This window comes from Sporosarcina ureae, from assembly GCF_002082015.1.
Lineage (GTDB): Bacteria > Bacillota > Bacilli > Bacillales_A > Planococcaceae > Sporosarcina > Sporosarcina ureae_A.
In genome coordinates this window covers 1,399,936-1,424,633 of sequence record NZ_CP015109.1, presented here as the reverse complement: position 1 = coordinate 1,424,633, position 24,698 = coordinate 1,399,936, and the positions used below count along the sequence as shown (strand labels likewise).

24 protein-coding genes and 1 riboswitch are annotated in these 24,698 nt (G+C 39.5%); of the genes, 13 read left to right on the top strand and 11 right to left on the bottom strand.

Features of this window, described 5'->3' with window-relative positions:
- Positions 1 to 9 precede the first annotated feature (9 nt).
- The 7 genes from SporoP17a_RS07070 to SporoP17a_RS07040 all read left to right on the top strand — a co-directional run bounded on the left by SporoP17a_RS07070 (position 10) and on the right by SporoP17a_RS07040 (position 8,486).
- Positions 10 to 1,452, top strand: coding sequence for a VWA domain-containing protein (locus SporoP17a_RS07070; RefSeq protein WP_083034032.1), 1,443 nt, complete (start codon positions 10 to 12; stop codon positions 1,450 to 1,452).
- Between the two features lie 112 nt (positions 1,453 to 1,564).
- The gene (locus tag SporoP17a_RS07065) at positions 1,565 to 3,097 is read left to right on the top strand and encodes a DEAD/DEAH box helicase (protein WP_208859835.1); all 1,533 of its coding nucleotides are present in this window, start codon (positions 1,565 to 1,567) and stop codon (positions 3,095 to 3,097) included.
- Between the two features lie 12 nt (positions 3,098 to 3,109).
- Positions 3,110 to 3,892 carry a YqhG family protein gene (locus tag SporoP17a_RS07060; protein WP_083034031.1) on the top strand — a complete coding sequence of 261 codons (783 nt, stop codon included), beginning with the start codon at positions 3,110 to 3,112 and terminating at the stop codon, positions 3,890 to 3,892.
- 105 nt (positions 3,893 to 3,997) lie between these two features.
- Entirely contained in the window at positions 3,998 to 4,687 is a 690-nt protein-coding gene (locus SporoP17a_RS07055; protein ID WP_083035931.1) for a response regulator transcription factor, read from the top strand.
- A complete protein-coding gene (locus SporoP17a_RS07050) occupies positions 4,684 to 5,688 on the top strand; it encodes a sensor histidine kinase (RefSeq protein ID WP_083034030.1) in 1,005 nt (334 codons plus the stop codon). The genes SporoP17a_RS07055 and SporoP17a_RS07050 overlap by 4 nt, the downstream gene beginning before the upstream one ends.
- A gap of 103 nt (positions 5,689 to 5,791) precedes the next feature.
- Positions 5,792 to 6,553: an ABC transporter ATP-binding protein gene (locus SporoP17a_RS07045; protein ID WP_083034029.1), complete on the top strand. Its 762-nt coding sequence runs from the start codon at positions 5,792 to 5,794 to the stop codon at positions 6,551 to 6,553.
- Positions 6,543 to 8,486 (top strand): ABC transporter permease, encoded by a 1,944-nt coding sequence (locus SporoP17a_RS07040; protein WP_083034028.1) that lies wholly within the window; start codon positions 6,543 to 6,545, stop codon positions 8,484 to 8,486. Before SporoP17a_RS07045 ends, SporoP17a_RS07040 begins: the two co-directional genes overlap by 11 nt.
- A 48-nt stretch (positions 8,487 to 8,534) precedes the next feature.
- Here SporoP17a_RS07040 and SporoP17a_RS07035 read toward each other — a convergent pair whose 3' ends face one another.
- The 4 genes from SporoP17a_RS07035 to SporoP17a_RS07020 form a co-directional block, all read right to left on the bottom strand.
- Positions 8,535 to 8,756: a hypothetical protein gene (locus SporoP17a_RS07035; RefSeq protein ID WP_083034027.1), complete on the bottom strand. Its 222-nt coding sequence runs from the start codon at positions 8,754 to 8,756 to the stop codon at positions 8,535 to 8,537.
- Between the two features lie 250 nt (positions 8,757 to 9,006).
- Positions 9,007 to 9,198, bottom strand: a riboswitch (cobalamin riboswitch).
- Between the two features lie 144 nt (positions 9,199 to 9,342).
- On the bottom strand, positions 9,343 to 10,689 hold the full coding sequence (locus SporoP17a_RS07030; protein WP_083034026.1) for an MATE family efflux transporter: 1,347 nt from the start codon (positions 10,687 to 10,689) through the stop codon (positions 9,343 to 9,345).
- Entirely contained in the window at positions 10,686 to 11,150 is a 465-nt protein-coding gene (locus tag SporoP17a_RS07025) for a GNAT family N-acetyltransferase (RefSeq protein WP_083034024.1), read from the bottom strand. Before SporoP17a_RS07025 ends, SporoP17a_RS07030 begins: the two co-directional genes overlap by 4 nt.
- 62 nt (positions 11,151 to 11,212) lie before the next feature.
- Positions 11,213 to 11,773: a TetR/AcrR family transcriptional regulator gene (locus SporoP17a_RS07020; protein WP_083034015.1), complete on the bottom strand. Its 561-nt coding sequence runs from the start codon at positions 11,771 to 11,773 to the stop codon at positions 11,213 to 11,215.
- A 356-nt stretch (positions 11,774 to 12,129) separates the two neighbouring features.
- On the opposite strand from SporoP17a_RS07020, the gene SporoP17a_RS07015 reads away from it, so the two are divergent.
- A complete protein-coding gene (locus SporoP17a_RS07015; RefSeq protein WP_083034013.1) occupies positions 12,130 to 12,393 on the top strand; it encodes a hypothetical protein in 264 nt (87 codons plus the stop codon).
- Positions 12,394 to 12,646: 253 nt separating this feature from the next.
- Here the strand turns inward: SporoP17a_RS07015 and SporoP17a_RS07010 are convergent, their stop codons facing one another.
- The 3 genes from SporoP17a_RS07010 to SporoP17a_RS07000 form a co-directional block, all read right to left on the bottom strand.
- Positions 12,647 to 14,392: a GMC family oxidoreductase gene (locus SporoP17a_RS07010; RefSeq protein WP_083034002.1), complete on the bottom strand. Its 1,746-nt coding sequence runs from the start codon at positions 14,390 to 14,392 to the stop codon at positions 12,647 to 12,649.
- 17 nt (positions 14,393 to 14,409) lie between these two features.
- Positions 14,410 to 15,243 (bottom strand): gluconate 2-dehydrogenase subunit 3 family protein, encoded by an 834-nt coding sequence (locus SporoP17a_RS07005; RefSeq protein WP_083033999.1) that lies wholly within the window; start codon positions 15,241 to 15,243, stop codon positions 14,410 to 14,412.
- Between the two features lie 225 nt (positions 15,244 to 15,468).
- Positions 15,469 to 15,735 carry a hypothetical protein gene (locus SporoP17a_RS07000; protein ID WP_083033997.1) on the bottom strand — a complete coding sequence of 89 codons (267 nt, stop codon included), beginning with the start codon at positions 15,733 to 15,735 and terminating at the stop codon, positions 15,469 to 15,471.
- Between the two features lie 292 nt (positions 15,736 to 16,027).
- Here SporoP17a_RS07000 and SporoP17a_RS06995 point away from each other — a divergent pair, with 292 nt between their 5' ends.
- Positions 16,028 to 16,540: a flavin reductase family protein gene (locus SporoP17a_RS06995; protein ID WP_083033995.1), complete on the top strand. Its 513-nt coding sequence runs from the start codon at positions 16,028 to 16,030 to the stop codon at positions 16,538 to 16,540.
- A 65-nt stretch (positions 16,541 to 16,605) separates the two neighbouring features.
- On the opposite strand, the gene SporoP17a_RS06990 is transcribed toward SporoP17a_RS06995, so the two are convergent.
- From SporoP17a_RS06990 to SporoP17a_RS06980, 3 genes are all read right to left on the bottom strand, one after another.
- Positions 16,606 to 16,857 (bottom strand): hypothetical protein, encoded by a 252-nt coding sequence (locus tag SporoP17a_RS06990; protein WP_083033992.1) that lies wholly within the window; start codon positions 16,855 to 16,857, stop codon positions 16,606 to 16,608.
- 52 nt (positions 16,858 to 16,909) lie between these two features.
- Positions 16,910 to 18,316 carry a purine-cytosine permease family protein gene (locus SporoP17a_RS06985; protein WP_083033990.1) on the bottom strand — a complete coding sequence of 469 codons (1,407 nt, stop codon included), beginning with the start codon at positions 18,314 to 18,316 and terminating at the stop codon, positions 16,910 to 16,912.
- Positions 18,317 to 18,632: 316 nt separating this feature from the next.
- Positions 18,633 to 19,532: a catalase gene (locus SporoP17a_RS06980; RefSeq protein ID WP_083033988.1), complete on the bottom strand. Its 900-nt coding sequence runs from the start codon at positions 19,530 to 19,532 to the stop codon at positions 18,633 to 18,635.
- Between the two features lie 115 nt (positions 19,533 to 19,647).
- Between SporoP17a_RS06980 and SporoP17a_RS06975 the strand changes: the two genes are divergently transcribed.
- Entirely contained in the window at positions 19,648 to 20,205 is a 558-nt protein-coding gene (locus SporoP17a_RS06975; RefSeq protein ID WP_083033986.1) for a YusW family protein, read from the top strand.
- Between the two features lie 95 nt (positions 20,206 to 20,300).
- On the opposite strand, the gene SporoP17a_RS06970 is transcribed toward SporoP17a_RS06975, so the two are convergent.
- Positions 20,301 to 20,645, bottom strand: coding sequence for a DUF3899 domain-containing protein (locus SporoP17a_RS06970; RefSeq protein ID WP_167693395.1), 345 nt, complete (start codon positions 20,643 to 20,645; stop codon positions 20,301 to 20,303).
- Between the two features lie 190 nt (positions 20,646 to 20,835).
- Between SporoP17a_RS06970 and SporoP17a_RS06965 the strand changes: the two genes are divergently transcribed.
- The 3 genes from SporoP17a_RS06965 (at position 20,836) to opp3C (ending at position 24,698) form a co-directional block, all read left to right on the top strand.
- Complete coding sequence (locus SporoP17a_RS06965) at positions 20,836 to 22,569, top strand: peptide ABC transporter substrate-binding protein (RefSeq protein ID WP_083033974.1); 1,734 nt, start codon at positions 20,836 to 20,838, stop codon at positions 22,567 to 22,569.
- 171 nt (positions 22,570 to 22,740) lie between these two features.
- Positions 22,741 to 23,673 carry an oligopeptide ABC transporter permease gene (opp3b, locus tag SporoP17a_RS06960; RefSeq protein ID WP_083033972.1) on the top strand — a complete coding sequence of 311 codons (933 nt, stop codon included), beginning with the start codon at positions 22,741 to 22,743 and terminating at the stop codon, positions 23,671 to 23,673.
- Positions 23,673 to 24,698 (top strand): oligopeptide ABC transporter permease, encoded by a 1,026-nt coding sequence (gene opp3C, locus SporoP17a_RS06955; protein WP_083033970.1) that lies wholly within the window; start codon positions 23,673 to 23,675, stop codon positions 24,696 to 24,698. The genes opp3b and opp3C overlap by 1 nt, the downstream gene beginning before the upstream one ends.

The window sequence follows — 24,698 nt, the reverse complement described above, 5'->3', positions numbered from 1 at the left end:
TGATATTCTATGAAAAGAAGTAAAATTATTCGGGATCATCGCTCCGTACTGAATACAGATGCATTTGATAAAAGGCGCTTTAAAGAATTGTTTGAGATGTCAGACGGTTTGCAAAAGGTCAGGGAAGAAGGACAATTGCCAACTACTGAAGCATTGCTTGGTGACGTTTGGGCGTCGCTATATAAAATGAAGCCAAGAATTGTGCTAGAGCGAATAGATCCAGCACTGAAACCGAACAAAACGATTATAGAAAAGCTGATGAAAGATGAACGTTTTGAAGAATATAGAAACTTTACTCGACTGGATGATCTGGCGGCAACTGTCTGCACTGTTAAATTAGTTGAGAAAATCAATCTATGGCTAGCGGAAGCAAAAGCTATGGATGATGACTTACTGAAGAAAATGGAAGACGTAGACGCGCTACAAGATGACGTGCCAGTTGACCATTTAGATGAACCACAGGACGTAATAGAAAATGGCCCCATACAAGAACTAGCGGATGCTACGGATCAGTTAAATGATCAACTCGAATTTACACTTGAAACGAATGGCGAACGATTTCTGCAAGCGATTGATGAAGCGGTAGAAGAGTCGATTAAAGTAAAAGACAGCCTAATTTCCCTGATGGGTGGGAGCAGTGCAGGTAAAGGAGACGCAGAGTTAAAGAAAGTGCCGTTGCGTGAACAACTTGCAGTGGCAGACCAAGTCGCGATGGATCCGAAAATGCAAGAAATTGCAGAGTGGGCTGGTCGTTTTCAAGAAGTAGCGCGTCAAAAGCAGAAGACAAATTATGTAGAGGCGATCGAGAGACGTGGTGTAACTATTGGGAGTGAAATAGAACGTCTCTTACCGATGGAATTGGGATTATATGCAAATGGCTCGACGAAAAAAGATTTCTTACGCCGCTTTGCAGAGGGCAACACGATGCAGTTTGAACAGAAGAAGCGAGAGAATCTTGGCAAAGGCCCCATTATCTTTTGCCTGGACCAATCAGGAAGTATGAAGTTGCTTGATAATCAGTCAAAAGGATTCATCTTGGCGCTTCTATCAATCGCCAAGAAACAACGCCGGGATCTATGCGTTCTATTATTTTCTACAATCATTCAAAAAGAAGTGTTCACTAAAGGGAATATCACTTCAAATGAACTTGCACGACTTGCCAGAACATATTTAGGTGGCGGAACCGACTTTACACTATCACTGCAAGGAGCTCTTGAAGTGCTGGAAGATAGCACTTTCAAACATGCGGATATTATTTTTGTTAGTGATGGAGAAGATGAAATTAGCGATAGTTTTCTTACTGAATTCAATGAGAAGAAAAAACAAAAAGAATTCAATGTGCTCACATTAGCACTCGGGAAAGATACGACGATCGCAGAATCATTTTCAGACCGAGTACTTCATATAACCGATTTTGCCGATAATGGTAGCTTTATTGCTTTTGAAATCTGATAAATACCAGAACTAAAACCCTTCAGCATCTGGAGGGTCTTTTTTGCTTATCATAATATTTTCTATTCTGGGTATTCTAATCAAAACATATAAGCTAGTTGAGGTGATTGGATTGCTAATTGAAAGATCGTCTTCTTGGAAAGAAGGATTTATTCAACGACTTGAAAACCATGAACCATGGAATAATTCAGTTCTGTATAACTTGAGCTATGCCATCACAAAAAATAATTTAATAACAGATTTTACTGGATTGCAGTCACTTGCTTACTTACCAAACGTAAAACCGTTACCCCATCAAATAGAGGCGGCTGAACGAGTGATTGAACAGATGAATGGCAAAGCGATTTTAGCAGATGAAGTTGGGCTCGGTAAAACCATTGAAGCAGGTCTCATCATTAAGGAATACTTGCTGCGAGGCCTTGTGAAAAAAGTGCTAATTCTAGTACCTGCTTCGCTCGTTAATCAATGGGTGGAAGAGTTGTATACAAAATTCCACATCCCTGCGCTGCTGTACAAAAAGAATTACGAGCTTGATTATGTGGACGTAGTCGTCATGAGTATGGATACAGCCAAACGTAGTCCGCATAAAGAGAAAATCGTAGCGCAAGACTATGATTTGATTATTGTAGATGAAGCGCATAAGTTAAAAAATCATAAGACCATTAGCTATGAATTTGTACAAAGTTTGAAAAAGAAATTTTGTTTATTGCTTACAGCTACACCGATTCAAAATGATACGTTTGAATTGTTTTATCTAGTGACGTTACTCAAACAAGGTCACTTAGGAAACTATGACGAGTTTTCATCCGTATTTTCTGCTAAAAATCGTGATGAAGAACGGGATAGTTATTTAAAAGAACTAGTCAGCCAAGTTATGGTACGAAACAGGCGGCAAGACACGGGTGTAGAATGGTCCACGCGGAAAGTTCATACAGTTCCAATCACATTCACAAACTATGAAAGACAAGCCTACACAGCCATATCCAACCTGAAACAAATATCACCGGTATTTTCAGGTGCATTTTCTACGATGACATTACAAAGGGAAATGTGTAGTAGCCCCGAGGCGACAATCGGTACATTGAGGAAGTTATTGCCGGAATGTAAACAGGTTGATGAAATTACACATGTGGAAGAAGTCATTAGACAATTGGAGAAATTATCGATTCATTCAAAAGCTAAAAAGGCAACGGAATTGATTAAACAAGCGAATGAAAAAGTAATTATTTTTACTGAGTATCGGATGACACAGTTGTATCTAAGTGATTATCTGTATGAAAATGGAATATCGAATGTTATTTTCAATGGCAAGCTAAGCAAGAGTAGCCGTGAATGGATTAAGCATTTGTTCAAGCAACAAGCACAAGTGCTGATCGCAACAGAGTCTGGAGCAGAAGGAATTAACTTGCAATTTTGCCATCACGTCATCAATTACGATCTCCCTTGGAACCCAATGAAGTTAGAACAGCGAATTGGTCGTGTGCATCGATTAGGACAAGAGCACGATGTACAGATTTATAATCTGGCTGTGAAAGAAACGATTGATGATCATGTGATGAATGTTTTGCAAGGAAAGATTGAAACATTTGAACAAGTAGTGGGCGAATTAGATGATATTTTGGAAATGAAAGAACGGTCTATGTGAGGAGGAAAATGAATGCATTCAACGGAAATCCATACGTATCTTCACAAATTTTTCACGGAGAATGACTGTGAGATACTTCATGGAAACGAACATTATCTAACTGTACAGTTGACCATCGATATGGATAAAAGAATTATGAACCGTCCTTTTTATTGGAGGTATATAGAAAGCGTAAATGAAGTACCAAATCCCGCACAGCTCACGTTAATTACAGATATGCAACAGTTGCAAAACGGAATGAAGGGGGAAGTAATCCACCTTGGATCTCCGCGGCTACATCAATTATTTCAAGTAACTAAGGAAATGGGACAATATGTGAAAATGTATGAACGTACAGAGGAGGGTACTAGCGATCAACTGATATTGACTCCCTGGATCGGTGTCAATTATAAAGTATCATTTACCAGTCATCAAACAAAAGAGATACTGTATTCAGTAGGTATGAATTTGATGACAGGGGCAGTCATAAAAGAGTTCCATGAGACTGTTAGTATGCGGGATTTGTCCGATCAGTCATCTGAACAAGTATTTCATTTGCCTTATATCATCACACCTATTCGCGCGCTTGATCGATTGGATGCTGTAATTTCTCAAATAATTGAAGACGAAGACCTGACATGGGTGGAGGAAGCAGAAAAGCGATGGAGGAAAGATCAAGCGGTATTAGATTATTTCTACGAGGGACAAGAACCTAAACCTGAATGTTACGAGATGGAGAAGCAGGCCATGGAAGAACGTTTTAAGCCACGGATTACGGTAGAAGTAGTAAGTGGTGGGTTATTTTATTTGAAATAGAAATTAAGACAGCGTACAAGTGATGTACTTTCACTTGTACGCTGTTTTGATTCTGACCGTATATAGGATAAACTAATAGCAATGAAGAAAAGTGTGGTGAGTTCAGTGTTTACAATTATGCTAATCGAAGATGATCAAACATTATTTGAGGAAATAAAAGAACGTTTAACGCAATGGTCTTACTCAGTGGAGGGGATCCGAGATTTTGGAAACGTACTGCAAGAATTCACGGAAATCAAACCGGATCTTGTAATAATCGATATTCAATTACCAAAGTTCGATGGATTCCATTGGTGCCGGATGATTCGAACGCATTCGAATGTCCCAATTATTTTTCTATCTTCACGGGATCATCCGACTGATATAGTGATGTCGATGCAACTCGGAGCTGATGATTTCGTTCAAAAGCCGTTTCACTTTGACGTATTGATCGCAAAGATTCAAGCAATATTACGCCGTGTGTATAACTATAGTATCGATCAGACTTTAGAAGTGAAAACGTGGTGTGATGCCGCTGTGGATTTTGTGAAAGGTACGCTCACTAATGAGAACGGGACTATTGAGTTGACGAAAAATGAAATATACATTCTAAAAATATTAATAAAAAGAAAGAATGAAATCGTATCAAGGGAAGAAATCATCACAAGTCTTTGGGATGATGAACGTTTTGTTAGTGATAATACGCTGACGGTTAACGTCAACCGTTTACGTAAACGGATCGCGGAGATTGGCTTGGTAGATGTGATCGAAACAAAAGTGGGGCAAGGGTATATGGCAAAGGAAAAGCAATTATGATACGAATATTTCTAAAAGAACGTGTGAGTTGGATACTGTTCTTCCTCTTCTTGCAACTACTCGTTCTAGCAATGGGCTATTTAGACACGAGCGTTCCATTTACGTCTACTGTCTATATAGCATTCATTTCCGTTTTATCTTTCGTTCTATTTATCGTTGCACGTTATGGAAAAGAAACAAAATACTATAAACACATCCATTCAGTAGAGCCATCATTCGATCTGACTACAATACCTGAAGCTAACAGTCCTTTTGAAACAATTACTCACGAAAAAATTTCCGAACAAATTCAAGTGTATAAAAACCAGTTGGATAAATTGCAAACCGATCTAGAGCAAGAAAAAGATGACATATTGAATTGGATACATGAAGTGAAAACGCCCTTGACGACGTTGCAATTAATGATCGAACGTACGGAAGATCCTGCGCTTCGTTCACAGTTGATGTATGAGTGGCTTCGCATTCATTTGCTACTGGATCAGCAACTTCATCAAAAGCGTATTCCATTCATCCAGAATGATTTGTATATCGAAAAAGTCGATGTACAGAAGTTGCTATTTCAGGAGATAAAATCATTAAAGCAATGGTGTATGCAAAAACGAATCGGTTTTGATGTATCATTGGAAACAATAGACGTACTGACCGATGCCAAATGGCTTGGCTTCATTAGTAGACAATTACTGACGAATGCAGTGAAATACAGTGAGGATTCGGACATACGTATTCGGTGTACTAGCCAGAACGGCATCACCACGTTATCGATTGAAGATTTTGGGCAGGGCATTGCGCCAAGAGACGTATCTCGTATTTTCGATAAAGGCTTCACTGGAACAGCAAACCATCAAAATCATGCGGCTACAGGAATGGGGCTGTACTTAGCAAAACAAGTAGCAGAATCTCTCTTGATTACAATTAAAGTAGAGTCAACAGTAGGAAAAGGTACGCGGTTCTCTTTGATCTTTGCAAAAGAAAACGAAATGATACGTATAGCGCGTATGTAAAAGCATGTGACAGTATCGTCACATGCTTTTTCTAATTGTCATATCAAAGACAGGAGAAAAATTTGTACATTGATTAAGATAGAATACACAAGGAGTGATGGATATGGTAATTTTACAAGCAACGAAAATCTATAAAACATACGGCAATAAATTCAATAAACAGGAAGTGTTACGCGCGTTGGACCTTGAAGTACAAAAAGGTGAATTCGTCAGCATTATGGGGGCATCGGGATCGGGGAAAACAACTCTCCTGAACGTCCTTTCATCCATTGATCGCGTTAGCCAGGGAACGATCAGTATAGAAGGGCAGAACCTCAACGATATGAAAGAAAAGCAAATGGCGGAATTCCGAAAACGTCATTTGGGCTTCATCTTTCAGGACTATAACCTACTCGATACGTTAACAGTAAAAGAAAACATACTGCTTCCACTATCGGTGCAGAAAGTATCAAGAAAACTAGCCAATGAAAAATTCCTTGCAGTGGCGGAGGAATTGGGTATTTCCGAAATTGCTACTAAATATCCAAATGAAATTTCAGGTGGTCAAAAGCAAAGAACGTCTGCCGCACGAGCATTTATCCATGATCCGAGCATCATTTTTGCGGATGAACCAACAGGCGCTCTTGACTCAAAAGCAGCATCCGATTTGTTGAACAAACTAAGTGATCTCAATATGAAGAGAAATGCTTCTATCGTCATGGTTACTCATGATCCTCTCGCCGCAAGTTTTAGTGAGCGTGTAGTGTTCATCAAAGATGGACAAATCTACACGCAACTGAATAAAGGAGACCAAACGCGTAACGAATTTTTTAATGACATCATCAAAACGCAAGGTGTGTTGGGTGGTGTGCAACATGACGCTTAATCAGCTGATTTTCCGCAATATCAAGAAAAATATCAAGCATTATTATGTGTATATCTTTGCTTTGGTTTTTAGCGTAGGTTTGTATTTTTCATTTGTCACGCTGCAATTCGATCCAGCATTGGACGATGCAACAGGAGGAGTGAAAGGTGCTGCAGCTATTAAAACAGGTTCAGTTTTTCTAATTGTGATCGTGTCTGTATTCTTGCTATATGCTAACAATCTATTCATTAAACGACGCAGTAAGGAGATAGGATTATTCCAATTGATCGGGATGACGAAAGGAACCGTTTTCCGTATTTTAAGTGTAGAGAATTTCGTGTTATATATCGGCTCTCTCGTTATAGGGATACTCTTAGGATTTTCGATGTCACGATTACTCATGCTTATTCTATTTAAGGTCACTGGTGTAACGGATATTGCAACTTTACGTTTCTCATCAGAAGCTTTGGTTCGGACACTGATTGTATTTGCGGCAATCTTTGTATTAATTTTGATCATGAATGCGCTATTCATTAAACGGCAAAGTATATTATCTTTGTTCCGTGTAACAACTGTGACGCAACAGCGGGTCAAAAAGATGACAATATTCCAGGCGGTTGTCGGTGTGTTCGGTATTCTACTCATTGTATTCGGCTATTATTTATCATCCCGATTATTTAGTAGTGTGTTCCTAGGCGATCAGCTATTTCTGGTGATGATTATCATACTAGCTTCTGTCGTCATGGGAACATATTTGTTCTATAAAGGCTCCGTTAGCTTTATCTTTAACTTGATTCGTAAACGTAAAGGAGGATATCTGAACGTTAACGACGTGCTGTCTCTCTCTTCAATTATGTTTCGAATGAAATCGAATTCATTTTTATTAATGATTATTACTTCATTATCTGCGCTATCCATAGCGTTACTGTCGTTAAGTTATATATCATACTACTCAGTAGAGAAGTCAGTAGAGCGAACTATTCCGGCCGACTTTACTATTCCTGATACTACACGTGCAATGGAATTTACACAGGCACTTGAAAGTGAAAGCATTGCCTATACAGAGACAGCTATTGATCTATTGACTACACCTGTTGATTTATCGAGAGTTCTATCTATTCCGGGTGGGGATAGTCAAGATGTGAGTTATACCGAAACAGAAATGATTGTCATTAGTGATGAGGGATTGTCGGAGATAGACGTAGCAGAAAAGGAAGTGCTCTTCGTCAACTCCGATAGTTTGACGCAAAACTTCATGAAATTCCAAGCGAATCAGCAAGTCGTATTTCGAGGCACAGAACATATATATGATCTGACACTAAAAGGGACAGAAAAGGTAGCCGTTCTTCCGACGCGTGTGACCTATGCTTTTGTCGTCGCGGTAGTAGATGTTCAAGTATTTAGGAAAATGAATGAAGATAAAGATCCTTCCATAACATCGGAATTCACTAAGTATCATGGAGTGGATATCGAGAATGAAGACGATCTAGAAAAAGCGAATGATATATTTAATGTGTTGGGAATAAACGACTGGGCAGGACATGAATCGAAGTTTGAGGAAAGAACAAAACAAATGCAAGGCGCAGGTATGATGATGTTTATTGTAGGATTCCTCGGCCTTGCTTTCCTTGTCACTTCTGGCTGCATCTTATACTTTAAACAAATGGACGAAAGTGAAGATGAAAAATCGAACTACACTATTCTTCGTAAACTGGGCTATACACAAACAGATTTGCTAAAAGGGGTTCAACGAAAGCAGCTATTTAATTTCGGTATTCCGTTAGTCGTTGGTCTCTTCCACAGCTATTTCGCGGTGAAATCTGGCTGGTTCTTATTCGGTACTGAAATGCTGGCGCCCACGATTATTGTGATGTTCATCTATACGGCACTATATTCTATATTTGGCTTACTTTCCGTATTGAATTACAAGCGTGTGATTAAAGATTCTTTATAACATAGTAACGCCCCTGACACATTAAGGTCAGGGGTGTTTTATTGCGATCTAGTTACTACCTACCAATTCAGTAACCACAATTTGATATGCTTTATCCAAATTAGCTAGTTGCACAATTTTTTCTGCAGTGCTATTCGCCTGATCTTCGAAAATCTGTTTTTTTATATCTTTTACTAGTAAAGAGAGAGGGGTGGAGTGAGTGCTCACTCGGTCCGACATCAGTGTATCTTTTAGTAAGTTTGTAAAGTCATCAATTGTTTGATTGTGCATGAATCATTCTCCTCATCGTGTGTGTATTGGTTCGTTGACATAAAAAAACATCCGTCCGGTAAATGCTTGGAAGGATGTTAAGTGGGAAGCCATGACGAAGTAAACGGTTCGGCAGGAAATACATCTACGTTGGATCGATAGAAACTGTATCGAAGCCACCTAATGAATGTCCTGATTCCGTTTTTTCGTACGTCGGCTTGTGTATGATTTTTCATAAGCCGCACTTGACACCTCCTATCCGCGTAGGGTATTGGTGTGTACTGATCTAGGCAGGTCTCCTGGCTCGTCTTCATCGTATAATCCACCTTCCCATTTCCCTTGCGGTAAAACAGTGGTAACGAATTATACTCCAACTCACAGTTGCGGGACAGCATCGGTTTTTCACCGATTTCCCTTTTAAGCGTTTAAGAAAAATAAACGCACCTATCTCTAACACGATATTCAGTTGCTCTTTCAGTATATCACGCTTATTTATGAAATGAACAAAAATAATGTTACACTGCCACTAGAACACGGAATGACACTAATTCTACGGAACGCACCGCTTGGAATGTCGGTCTTACCGTCCCGTTCTATAGATCAATGTTTAGTGGATGAACGAATGTCGAGTAGCGTTCCTTTGATATAAATACACACTAATAAATACGACAAGCTCAGAAGCAGGAATGGACAACCAAATACCATTTAATCCGAAAATGCGTGGTAAAATCATTAGGAAAATTAACATGACGATGATTTCACGTGACGCGGTGATCCAAGTAGCCATCCGTACATTGCCGACAGACTGATAATAGGTCATCATGACAAAGTTCGTACCTGTGAACAAATAAGCGAAGAAGAACAGGTTAATTCCAGTAGTAGCCAAATCTCTAACGGCTTGCGGGAAGTCACCGAAAATCGAAACGATAGGATCTGCTGCGAATTGGCCGACAAGGAAAAACACAGCGCCCGCGATCACGGCAGTAAGAGTGGCCTTTTTTACAGTTTCCTTCATCCGTGCTCGATTACCAGAGCCTTGATAATAACTGATCAGCGGCTGAATCGCGCCGCCCATTCCTAGGAATAGCATCAGCATAACACTGTGCACATAGTTCAAAATAGAGAACGCCGCAACGCCTTCCGTACCAGCCATCCGTTCGAATGCAATATTGTGCGTAATAGTAAAAAAAGAGATTCCCAACTCGGAAAGGAAGCTCGGAAAACCAATGAATAGAATAGCTAGGAATAGCTTTCTATTGAATCGTAAGCGAATTAGTTTTAAGTTATTGTTTTTCTTAAAAAAGTGGGCGACCAGTACTAACATGCCCAAAAAGGAAGCGATAATTGTAGCACTTGCAGCACCGGCGACGCCATAATCTAGAATGAATAAAAACACATAATTCATGATGATGTTCACGACGGACGTTACAATTAACCCGGCCATTGAAAGGTTCGGCGCTCCATCATTGCGCACGAAAATACTAAATGTGTTTTCTACAGTAAAGATAAAACCAAACAGTAAAATCACAAATAAGTATTGCGATACATAAGGGAAAGTGGTCGTATTCGCTCCTAACGCATACGCTAGCGGATCTCTAAAAATAAAGGCGGTCAAGCCTATTATAGTGGTGAATAAGAAAATAGAGAGGATCGCATGTGTGAAAATCGAACGAGCTTTTTGCACATCTTTGGCACCCATCGCCATAGAGTATTTCGTAGCGGCGCCTATACCAATCCACAAAGAAATAGCAAAAAAGATAGTATAAACGGGAGCCGAAATTCCGACTCCCGCTAATGCTTCTGCACCCAATCGATTACCGACCATAATGCCATCTGCCACAATATTGATGGCCATTAGTAACATACCGACAGTTGACGGTATTAAATAACGTAAAAAGATACGTCCTACAGGCTCAGTATCCAATTGATTGAATTTGGGTGAAGAAGAACTCATTGCACAGGGCTCCTTTGTAGATCAAGTTCCATAATAAGACAAGGGAATTCACCCACATCATCAATTTTACCATTTAACCTAAAACCGAACTTTTCATATACATGCTGTGCGGCTTTATTACTTGGATAAATACTTAAAAAAATCTTGTCGCATTGATACTTTTCTTCCATTCTCGTAAGGAGAAGTTTAAGAAATCTGCTAGCATAACCTTTACCTTGGTGATGCTGATCTATCATAAAACGATCAAGCCATACGTTGCCATCCGCTTCACGACCGTGCATCGCATAACCGACTAATTGTTCTCCATCATATAATCCAATGGACTTCCATTCTGGTTCAAATTGAGATTGTGCTAGTGAAAATGAATTGCTTTCAATAAAGTTCTTTTGGTTTTCGTGTACGGATAAATAGGCAACATCCTGCCAATTTTCATTCGTTACCTCACATGCGTGGAGGCTCATAATTCCATCTCGCTTTCAACTTATTGTAAAACAGTAAAACTTCTTTTGTTTTATTAGTTTATTTAGTCATCACTTTTCTTAATAAATCCGAACAATAGGATATCTACTATGGAATCCAATGCTTCGGTAACCGTCATGCGATTTTCATAGAAAAACTTTCGATCAAGTGTAGAGTTCGTTGCATCTATAATCAACTTCATAAGCAACTCTACGTTTTGATCTGCAATGATCCCTTCATGAATTCCTTGTTCAATTAATTCACGGAGTTCATCCCATTCATGAAGTGCAGCGTGTACTCGTTCCCATTGTGCGGGATGTGTTTTTCTCATTTGATCAAGTATTTGCCAGTTATAAAAGTCATTGTACTTCGGTATGACCGTAATGACTTTCTTAATCTTATCTACGAGATGTAGTTCCTCGTCCTTCATAATTATACTGGTTTTTTCGTCGAACTCTTGTAATGTTGAGTTAATCAACGCATCTAAAATTTCTGTTTTGGAAGAAAAATGTTCGTATAATGTCCGTTTACTGATACCTAGTCTTTTGGCTAGATCATCCATGGTGAACTTCATACTTTTCTCATGAACTTCTTCGAGGAAAGCTTTCATAATACGTGCCTTCATTTATCGTACTCCTATCCTTATATACAGAATGAAAACTAAAAAAACATATCCAGTTTTCACCGTCCTTATTTAGTATAAGTACTTTTACTATAAAAAGCAAAGACTGCTGCTTGAAAATAGTATTTAGTATTAGATAGGCTTAAAAATTCTGTATACAGGCTAATTTTACTGTTTACGTAGGAGAGAGGGGGATAGAAGAGAAATTGGTTGTAGCTGTTGCGGATGCTCGTGGATATATTGGTAATAATTTATTGAAATAGCTAAGTGGAAAAGCAAATGTTATTGGTCTTTCACGTAATGGAGATCAGTGAGGGAACACGGAAGACGTAGAGTAGCGATCTTGAGATCTGTTTTCTTTGAAAGATGCCGAGAAAGGTTTGGCTGTCGCTGATATTGCGGTATATCTCGTTTATTCTATGCAGAAATTAGCGAAATTATCTCAAGGTACTTTTGAAGATATGGATGTTATTTTAATGGATAACTTTGCGCAGTCCGCCAAAAAACAGAAGGTTAAACAAATTGTCTGCTATGTCACACAAGCCAATATGCACGCGTTTGTCGTGTCTGGTTGCTGTCGGCATATGGAGCGAATCTTAATGCTATTGAACGTGATCGGTTAGGTGTTGTTGCTTCTAATATGCGGTAATAAAGTTCGGATCGGCAGTGTTACACTGCTAATCGGAACTTTATATTCTAGGATAGATGAGATTTACTAGCATTATACATTCAAGTGTTTTTCAAATGAAAATTCGATGACAAGTGGTTGATGCAAGCCACGTCAGAAAAATAACATACACAACATTTTATACACTGTGTAAATCATGGAAAATTCAGATCGAAAAGCAGCCGATATTGATCCGGCTGCTTAGCTCGTTATGCGTTTAAAGTTTGTTGCTTCGCTTCCGCAAGCTGCCCGCCTTCTTTTAAATACTTCTCTACACCTTCAGCTGCACGATATGCCAATGCACCGATGGTTGAAGTGGGGTGATGTCCTCCGAATTGAGGGAACGCTGAACCGCCTACTACGAATAAGTTATCCATTTCCCACATTTGAAGATAGTTATTCACTGCGGAGGTTTCAGGGTCGGCTCCCATAATAATTCCGCCCGCATAATGACCACCTGAATATATATGATCGAACTCTTCAGGCACTTCATCTTCATCGACGATATCAGCACCCATTTCTTTCATGATTTCACTACACTTTTCAATCCCGAATTTGGCCATATTCCGGTCATGATCCGTGTAACGATTCGTAATACGTAATAAGGGATCTCCGTATTCATCTTTGTATGTGGGGTCTAAATCTACATAATTATGCCACCATGACATAACAGCGGGTGTATACCATGCTACTAGCGAACGGTTCGCATAATGGACCGAATTCTTCTTAAACTCAGATCCCCATTTTGGCGTGCCACGTGGGACATGGTTTGATGAAATAGCTCCGTCGCCATATTGTCGTAATTCTATACCGCCACCATTTATGAAGTCTACATTAGAGTGATCAAAGTTATCACCTGCAAAGTCACTCATAGTACCACCAAGAGCACCTGCGCCCGCGTAGAGGTTGAACTTCTTCTTTTCAAAGAACCCTCTTGCTCCTAAGAATGTAATATTGAATTGTCCATTAAAATTACGTCCAATGGTTCCTTTGCGTGTTGTTGGATCATACTGCGTCCCGATTTCTGAAAGCATCAACAAGCGATTGTTGGTGAATGAAAATGCACCTAGTACGACAACGTCTGCTGGTTGTTCATATTCAATACCTGTTCGTGTATCAGTAAACATTACACCGGTTGCTTTACCATTTTGATGCAGTACACGTCGTACTAAAGAATTGGTACGAATTTCGCAGTTTCCAGATTTTCGTGCTGTTGGAATAACAGTAGCCAATGGGTCTGATTTAGCCGTAAAATCACAGCCGTACATCGTACAATAAGAGCAGAACATACAAGCATTTAATTTTTCACCGTCGGGATTAGTGTAGGCTTGTGATAAGTTACCGGAAGCAACTTGGAATGGATGGTAACCCATTCTCTCTGCTGTTTCTTTAAACAATTTCACGGCAGGTGATGCAAGCATAGGAGGGTTAGGATAATCATTTGAACGCTTGTCGCCAAGCGGATCAGGCTCTCCTGAAATTCCAGCAGTTTTCTCCCATTTATCGTAATAAGGTTCCATTTCATCATACGTGATACCCCAGTCTTGAATCGTCATGCCTTCAGGAATTTTTTCTTTGCCATACCGTTCAATAGTCTTTGAACGTAATTCAAAGTCGATAGCCCTCCAGCGATATGTAGCACCTGCCCAGTGCACACTACCTCCACCTAAATCAGTCCCAGCCATCATTTCTGCTCTCGTGCGGACAGGAAGAGCGGTGTCTTCCATTTTCACCCGTGATGTAATGGTTTCAGGTGATAGATTTTGCATCATCTCGTAACGATTTGTATAACGTAATTCATCTTTAACACCAATATAGTCTTGTCGGTCCTGCTTTTTACCCCGTTCCAGCGTGACTACTTGATAGCCGGCTTTCGCTAGCTCGGCAGAAACTACTCCTCCTGCCCAACCGCTTCCGACTACAACTACATCTACTTTTTTTAATTTTTTCGCCATATGAGTTCCTCCTGTTATCAGTGTCCTTGGTAATTCCGTAAACTTTCAGGTTTCATTACGATGAAGTCTTCTGCTTCAATTTCTGCCGTGTAGCTCATACGCGGACCAGGGTATTCCTTCATCCTCCAGCCGTCCATATTGCGGTTCCCGCCATAGACTGGGTCAGCATACGCACCTTCTATAGTGGTTTGTAATAGTAGATTGAAGAACGTCGTCGAAGCAACTCCGTTCATCCTCGCTTTTCCCTCTTCGAACATCTGCAAAATTTCATCTTGTTGCTCTGACTCTAGCTTAGGAAAATTCGTTTCGAATTTCTCCTGTGCTGTTTTTTCTAATGCATGTACACCTTCTAGGAAGATCTCTCCTCTTGTCATAGGAGTTTGATATCTAACGGCTGGTGTAGGTATTTGCGTTTCAGCATTGGGTCCTTTGTCTTGGTCCATGTCTTCTTGGTTTTCATATGCATCGACGGCACCTGTCTGCAAAAACGGCCCTTTCATATATTCCTTTGCGTTCGTACCCCATTCGCCGGCAAGTTGTCGGTCGATAAAGTAGGGTACGCCTAGTTCAATAGCGCCTGGGCCTAAATCGTCTTTCGGAAATAACCTTTCAGTAGCAGCGGATAGGATAAGAAAGTCCTCGCTATTACTGAAAAATATCCGTGCTTCGAGTAAATGGCCATCTTCTTTCCCTGAGTCTGTAGATTCGCCTGGTTTTTGGAGCTGATTAGTCAATAGACCACCGAATAATGTTCCACCAACTAGACCTCCAGCCAATAAGCCGGTATTTTTCATGAAATTTCTACGACTGATCCCATTTTGTGTATCTTCAGGTTGTCTAGGTTCTGTCACGTTGTTCTCCTCCTTGTACATATGACTTTCAAATTTTACCAAAGCCCTACTACGTATCATATTGTGATGAATGGGTAGAGATTATACATAATAAAGACTTTTTATAGATTGAAATAAAATGCATTATTGATAGAATTATCAGAATATATTGTTGTGTAAAAAAAGCCCCTGAAATTACGTAATCGATTTCAGGGACTTAACGTCGGTACTATTGATTATTTTTCATTAACTTTCTTCTTCAACAGCTGGTTCCGTATCTACTTCTGGCTCATCTACATCTACATCGTCGTTTGTCGTACCATCTTCTGATTCATCCATATCTACATCCACATCATCATCTGGTGTAACATCAGCTGGTTGATCTACTTCTACATCATCATTATCATCGATCACTGGGTCATCGTCTCCACAAGCGCTAAGGACGCCAACAGAAAGAATGGCAGCTGCTCCTACCTTTAATAAATTGTTTTTCTTTAGTTTATTTAAGTCCATTGTAAATGTCCTCCTCTAGATGTTTGATAGTCTTGCATATATTAATAATATCCTTATTTATATTTTGTAAACATGTAAATCTATAAGTAATTCTTTAGTACTGATAACGAATATAGCGAAGAAGATAGCAAACAGTTGTACAGGTACATAAACTAGAAAAAACTAAACAACGAGTAGAAAAACTGAAGAATGAAGTTGAAAGTGCTATGATGGATAGAGAGATGCCTATTTCAAATGTGATGGACTTGATCCGTTATTTGAATTGGCTTATTTATAAAGGAGAGAATATTTCATGAAAAAAGAAGAACAACAGAATCTATTTAAAGAAATTATGGGGAATTATCCAACTGGTGTAACAGTTGTTACTGCAGTAACTGAAGATGGTACACCAGTTGGACTGACGGTAAACTCGTTCGCTTCCGTATCTTTGGATCCAATGCTTCTCTTATGGTCTATTGATCATAAGGTATCTTCCATAAAAGCATTCACAGAAGGTGGCAAATTTGCTGTACACGTACTTGCGGGAGATCAAAAAGAGCTATGTAGTACATTCGCGAGCCGTGTAGAAGATCGTTTCTCTACTTGTAAATGGGAAATGTCGGACAATGGCGTACCCATTATTGAAGATGCATTCGGGGTGTTTGAGTGTAAGACTTTCCAAACGATTGAAGCGGGAGACCACACGATCATTATTGGAGAAGTAGTAGATCTTCAAGTAGAGAAAAATAAAGATCCTATGCTATATCACCGTAGAGTGTTTGGATCTGTGCCACCTGTTTTTTATCAACAAGATGACAAAGCATGAATTTGAAGCATGCAGACCCTTATATAGTAAGCCGTCTCCTTAACGAGACGGCTTTTCTTCATATATTATTTACGTTTCATCCAGCTTTCTAATGAATGGATAGCAATCCCACGGAATTCTTCAGAGTGATTAAATGAACGTTCTACTTCCTTTAATTGTTTCTCCATATACGCATTATTTTTACCAAAGAAAGATAGGTAGTCACCTTCAGAAGATTTACTAGTTTCTATTGCTACGCGTGCTTGCTTACCTGTGGCATTAGCGTAGTCTATTTCGCTTTGAGCTAAACTGTTAAGTTGTTTTATTGATTTATACATAAGAAAACCAGAACTTCTGTTCAGAAGTCCTGGTTTTAACAGTAGCTCATTATTACCCTAATTTATCATCTGCTGTAATATCATTTGGTTCACGTACTAAGTAATATTTACCTTTTGTATATATAGCGATTACTACTGTCAATATCGCGGCCAGTATGGAAGCGACGAATGCGGCTGTAGATTGCAGGAATATGCCGAGATAACCAGACGCTGCGATGGCCCCAAATGTACTGGCTATTAGTAACGAAGCGACACCGACAGGATTCCATTTATACAAATATTCTTGCCTCGATACATAATAAGTTGGACCGATCTTCAACCACTTTTTGACAACCAATGCATCCGTCACCAGAATGGCAGCCCAGGAAAATAGAAACACACCTTGGAAAGTCATGACAGTATCTAGATGATCTACGATTCCACCAAGCATCAGTAAAATCGCACTTGTAGCTGAGATGACTACCCAGAATCTACGGCCAGGCGTGAACCGAAATACATTCTCAAAGAAGTTTGATAGCGAAAGGGAGCTACTGTATATATTGGTTACGTTAATTCGTAACTGTGTCAGCATCGTAAATAATGCACCGCCAATTCCTAGCAATAAGACGATGTATACACCGGGATCTTTTTCTAAGAATCGCACACCGAACCAAATACCAAGTCCGCCCATTACTCCATAACAGAAAATCTGTGGAATGAAACCGATTGCAATTGAACCGAATTTTCGATCAGATGGTTTTAGGAAACGAGCATAGTCTGAAGCTAGTAGAGCAGTCAGTCCCATAATTCCATTGTGCATCCCGATACAGAACAATAATGCTGTCCCTCCAAACTGAACACCTTCAGGCATATAGGAGAACACAGATCCAGTGTAAACTGCCGGTTTGATGAACGAAACGACAATCGCGGCAACTAGGAATATCATAAATACTGGCATGGACCATTTTTGAAGTTTGTCCAGCTGCTCGATTCCGAACCAGTTCAGTGGAATAACAAGCGTTCCGAAAATCACAATCAAAATCCACTTAGGAAAGTCAGGCGTGAAATAGTGAACTGCAGATACTAGAATCAACCCTTCAAACGCACAATACATAATAAAGTTTGAGGCGTATATTAATGAAGTTAGCGAAGAGCCAATATAACCAAATCCACCACTCCGTGATAAAAGGTTAACATTCATGCCTGATTTTGCGGATAAATAGGCAATCACAGTACCAAGCAATCCAGCTACTATGATGGCGTAAATAGCCGAAACGATAGCGTTTGGTGCACCGAATTGCAAAGCCATGACGCTACCCATTTGAAAATAAAAGATGGCAGTTGCAATCCCGAACGTAATGTTCGTAATGCTCAGCCAACCTTTATTACGGTCTTCTAAAGGTACACGATCTAAGGAATAATCCTTTTCTGTGTCAACATCTTCTATAGTCCCCAGTACTTTTTCTTTTTCTGTTGTCATACACATCAGCTCCTCGTAATAAATAGTCAACCCCTCTGGCTGCTTAGCTAGCACGTTCTTAATCATATAGGATGATGATATTGGTTCGTCCTTTGAATCGACACGGTATTAGTTTAACAAAAACATAATGAAAAAATCAAGTTTAGGATGACTTGGTAATAGTAACAAGGTAAGTACTTGATTTTCTAAATGATTATAGACTTTCTAATGAAATAAAGCCTAAATAAGTCATCCCTAATATTGTAAGTTTTTTAGTGAAAATAGAAAGAGTGAATACTATCTTATCGTCACTTGTATTATGTTAATCTAGTAATGCTTACATGCTATTTTTGACGCCACGTCGTTTAGCAGATTCATCGTACGCTGCGGAACGGAAGTGTAATACGGGATCATCACTGCATTCTATACCTTTTATAGTAACTGTTGGATCAAAGACAAAGGACTCTGCATTATCTGTACGTAGTGAGTGCAGTGTAAGGATTCCTGCTTCAATTAATTTTCGATCATCTGGCCAGGCGATGGTGGGATCAGCTGTTTCATCCCCTTGTTCAGCTAGCTGCATACGTAAGCGAAAACGTACAGGATGTCCTTGTTGCACTTTATGAATGAGTTCATTTTCCATAGAATTACTAGTAGTATTTTCATTGTTTTGTATAAAAGGTTGCCATTCAAAACGGACAGCTTGTCTCTCTAGATCGTCGTTCTTTAAAAAATACGCATGAATAGAGTAGTAATGAAGAGATTCGAAATTACGAAACGGTTTCAGTTCTTTTAAAATTGAACCAAAAGCTTTGTACTCTGTATTATGCATAAGTGCATCTATTCGTTGTGACCATGTACTGGTTGAGTCGAATGCTTGTAGTAGACGAATAAAGGCTTCTGGAGTTTTGCTGATGAATATTGGTACATTGACCATTGTTAAATTTGTGTATGTATGATCAGGTAATTGAAAACGCACGGCCATACCTTTAATTGGATTCAATCGTTTAGTTGAGTTTGGATCTGTAGAACTGTGAGAAAAACGCACAACAGTGGGAACTTCAGCTTTTTGTAGATGAGCGGCTGTAGTCCAAGGAACAGCCGCCCCGGTTGGTTGGAAAGTTGCATCAAATGCGATACCGGTCGCATGCGCACGTCGTAAATGGTTTTCTGTATGGAATGTTGATTCAATGGAATCAATTGCTTCGACAGCAGTTATGGGTTTCTGATTGTTCATTTGATATCACTCCTATACTTACCAACATACCCTTCATTAAATAAAACTAACCGTTTGGGAAGTAGCAAAATAGGGAACCACTAAAAAGTACTATGTCATTTAGGAGGAATATTTCATGAAACGTTTGGTAATAACAGGAGCATCAGTCGTGGCGCTAGCATTGGCGGGATGTGGAACGGATGCGACAGATGATAAAGTAGAAGAGAATTCTAATGCAGTTAATCCTCCAGTAGAGCAACCGTTGGAGCCAGCTACTGATACTACAAATCAAAATAATGCTGATGCTGCTCCCGATACTGCAACAGACTCCACCGCTGACTCAGCAACAAAGGATATGCAAGCAGACATGGACAAGCTCTCATTTAAAGAGATCGAATTGGAGGTTTCTTACGGTAACGACAAAGAATATGAAGCGGAAATTGAACAAGATGAGAACGAACCAATTAAAGCTAAAGTAGAAGATGAACTAAATGAAATGTATTTGACAGGTCAGGAAGCATTTGATGATGTATATTCAAAAGTGAAAAGTCTAGATGTGACAAAAGATAGCTCACAACAAGAAACAATTGATGACATACTAAATGCTTTTAATCTTCAAGCGGACTATCAAGAATTTGAAGTGGAAATTAAATTCAATGATGGAAGTAAGCTGAAGATAGAAGATCGTAAATGATCACAACTTTCCAAAGATAGTTGGGATCATTTGTATAAAGTATATTAATAAACTAAAAATCTCGGCATCTCCTTTATCGGAAGTGCCGAGATTTTTTATAGATAGTATAAGATAAGCGCCACCATCATTAAAATAAAGGTTGGCATCCCTGCAAGGAACAACCAAGCAGGGCTCGCTGACAGTACTTCAGAGGGGGCACGCATAGATTCGATTGCCTCTCTTTGCCCCTTTCTAGCAAATACTTTGCGCGAACTTTTCATAAAGAAATCAAAGAAGCCGGTACGGACAACAAACACAACCCCTCCAATGAATAGCAAGAAACTACTAACGAAAAAGGAAGCATTAATATAGCCAAGTAGTGAGAGTTTACCGTAAATTGAATAGACAGAAATAACAATTATCAATTGAGATATGAGAAATACAATACTATTACGTTTCATAGAAATCCTTCTTTTCATTTATAAAGTTTGGAACTACTATCTATCTTACAATATACGAGTCGGAATGTGTAGAATCTTCTATAATAGTTTAAAATTAAGACAATAACGTTGTGAGCGTTTACATCTATAAATTTTTCTTGTATAATGAAAAAGCTAGTACTTCAAAAATACCAAAGGGGAGGTCAACAATTTGAAGAATAATAAGTGGCTTTTATTAATGGCGCTAACATTAGTGCTGAGTATGTTCCTAGCTGCATGTGGCGGTTCGAAAGACGAAGAAAAGCCGGCAGACGGGGACGACAAAGATCAGGCAACAACTGAAGAGCCAGAAGAAAAACAGCATGCTAAAGACGAAGAAGGGGAGCCGGACGCTGAGCAAGTACTATACTTAGCCGAATCTGCAGCTATCCCGTCTGTTGATTCTTCAATCGTGGAAGATCAAGTTGGTTTCAATGTATTAAACAATATCAACGAAGGTTTATATCGTTTAAATCAAGAAAACATTGCAGAACCTGCGATGGCTGCTGAAGAAGCAGAAGTTAGCGAAGATGGGTTGACGTATACGTTCAAACTTCGCGACGCAATGTGGGCTGATGAAACACCTGTTACAGCGGATGACTTCGTTTATGCTTGGCAGCGTGCAATTGATCCAGCGACAGGTTCACCTTACGGACCATTCATGATGTCTGGCGTAGTGAAAAACGCGACAGCAATCTCTGAAGAAAAAATGGAAGTATCTGAGCTTGGCGTTAAAGCCGTAGATGAAAAGACGTTTGAAGTAACACTTGAACGTCCAGTACCTTATTTCTTGTCACTTATGTCATTCGGAACATTCTATCCTCTTAAAGAAGAGTTCGTAGCTTCTAAAGCAGATGCATACGCTACAAACTCCGATAGCCTACTATCAAATGGACCATTTGTTTTAACTGAATGGGATGGAACAGGCGATAGCTGGACTTATATGAAAAACGAACATTACTGGGATGCAGAAAACGTAAAACTAAATGAAATTCATGTAAACGTTGTTAAAGATTCTGCGACTGCTGTAAAGCTTTACCAAGATGGCAAGTTAGATCGCGCAGGAGTTTCTGGCGACTTGGCTATGCAATATCGTGACGATGAGGAAGCTGTTATCCAGCCGGAAACATCTGTTTTCTACTTCAAGTTTAACCAAGAACGTGATGGAAAAGAAACACCGCTTGCGAATGAGAACATCCGTAAAGCTATTGCTAAATCATTCGAGAAGGAAGATATGGCGGACGTAGTATTAGCTAACGGTTCATTACCTGCAAACTTCCTAGTACCAAAAAACTTTACGTTTGATGAAAATGAAAAGGATTTCCGTGAGTTGAGCGGCGACCACTTGGAGTACAACGTGGAAGAAGCACAAGAGCACTGGAAAAAAGGTCTTGAAGAATTAGGCGTTGAATCTCTTGATCTTGAAATTCTTGGTGGAGATACTGAGCTTTCTAAGAAAATGGACGAGTACTTTAAGTCTCAATTAGAAGGTAACCTAGAAGGACTTTCAATTTCATTGAAAGAAGTACCATTCTCTGTACGTTTGGATTTAGATGGAAACCAAGACTATGATATTCAAGTATCAGGTTGGGGACCAGACTTCCAAGACCCGATTTCATTCTTGGATCTATTTGTAACAGATGGTACGAACAACTTAATGTCTTATTCTAACCCTGAATACGATAAATTGATTGAAGATTCAAAAGGAGAATTAGCTCTTAAACCAGAAGAGCGCTATGAAGCATTCGCAAAAGCTGAAAAAATGTTGCTCGATGAAGATGCTGCAATTGCACCAATTTATCAGCGTGGTTTAATCTTTTTACACAAACCTTACTTTAAAGGTTTAGTAGATCATCCATTTGGCGCGGACTATAGCTACAAGTGGGCGTACATTTCAGGTAAATAATTGTAATGTAGTAAGGATTCAAGTTTAATAGGGGAGAGTATATGGTGATCACTATCCATATACTCTCTTTTTAGTAACATCAAATAGTTGCAATATTTAATTTCTTGTCGAAGATTGTCACGTGAGTACTTGCATAGCAAGTAAGAAACTCTTTTGGAGGTGTAACGTACCGTGGTTAAGTATATTGGAAAACGCATAGTATATATGTTCATAACGCTGTTTTTAATTGCAACGGCCTCTTTTTTCCTCATGCAAACTTTGCCAGGTTCACCGATCGCTTCTTACAACAAATTGAATGATACACAGAAAGCGATTGTTGAAAAGAAGTATGGAATCGATAAGCCTAAGCCTGTGCAATACGCAATATATATGAAAAATTTGGCAAAAGGTGATTTGGGAACCTCATTCGTATTTAAGGGGAAAAGTGTCAACGATTTATTGGCTACGAGATTAAAACCTTCTTTAATCTTGGGAGCGCAAGCGATGGTCTTCGGGACTATTGTTGGAATCTTATTAGGTATGCTTGCTGCTTTGAAGCATAATACATTTTGGGATTATGGAAGCACTTTCTTTGCAATACTCGGTATTTCCATTCCGTCCTTTGTATTTGCATCGTTGCTGCAATATTGGATTGCTTCAGAATGGCATTTATTACCGGTCGGTTTGTGGAACGACGGTTGGAAATCTAGTGTCCTGCCATCGCTTGCACTCGCTATGGGGCCACTTGCCCTATCCGCGCGCTTCATACGGACTGAGATGATAGAAGTATTGAATTCAGATTACATTATTTTGGCTAAAGCAAAAGGTGCCAATGGTTTTGAAATTGCTTTCAAACACGCTTTTCGAAATGCATTAATACCTTTGATCACAGTTCTCGGACCACTCGCAGCTGGTTTAGTAACAGGGTCACTCGTTGTAGAACAAATCTTTGCAATTCCAGGAATAGGTGAGCAATTCGTTTCGTCCATCATGACGAATGACCATGCAACAATCATGGGTACGACATTATTGTTCTCCGCTTTCCTCATTTTGGTTATTTTTATAGTGGATATTTTATATGGAGTTATCGATCCGCGTATCCGCGTGTCTGGAGGTAAGGGATAATGCGCAATGAATTTGAACAGGAAGAGCTGACGCAAGAGGATTTTGAACGGATCACGATCGACGCGGAACAGGCAGAACGAATAGAGAAGCCGAGTTTAAGTTTCTGGCAAGACGCATGGTTAGGACTCCGTAAAAATAAAGCAGCTATTGTTAGTATGATTGTTCTTTTATTAGTTATACTTATGGCGCTCATCGGTCCTCATTTAAATGGACACGCAGGGGATGCACAAAACTTACGTCACGCAAACTTACCGCCTAAAATACCTGGTATCGAAGCAACAGGATTTTTTGATGGAGATGGTAAACTGGCAGGAAAGACTGTTAATCTCTACGAAATGAAAAAAGTAGATGAATATTATTGGTTCGGTACGGATGGTTTGGGTCGTGACTTATTTACACGGTTATGGGAAGGTACACGTGTATCTTTATTTATTGCATTTGTAGCAGCAGCTATTGATATGGTTATAGGTGTTGCGTATGGAGGAATTTCGGGATACTTTGGTGGACGAACAGATGATATTATGCAACGGGTTGTCGAGATTTTGATTGGTATTCCTACATTGATTGTTGTTATATTAATGATCATGATCATGGATCCGGGAATAACCGCCATAATCGTCGCGATCACTATAACTGGTTGGATAGGGATGTCACGTATTGTACGTGCGCAGACATTGAAATATAAATCGCAAGAATTCGTATTAGCTTCACGCACACTAGGCGCCAAAGATGGAAAAATTATTACGAAACACTTACTACCGAATATGCTAGGGATTATTATCATCAACACGATGTTCACAATTCCCAATGCGATTTTCTTTGAAGCGTTCTTAAGCTTTATCGGGATCGGACTTCAGCCCCCAGCTGCTTCGTTAGGAACATTGATTAACGACGGATACAAAGTGATGGAGAATCAGCCATACGTATTATTGTTCCCCGCCATTGTCATCAGTGTTCTCATGATTGCATTTAACTTGATTGGTGACGGACTGCGCGATGCACTAGATCCTAAAATGAAAGATTAA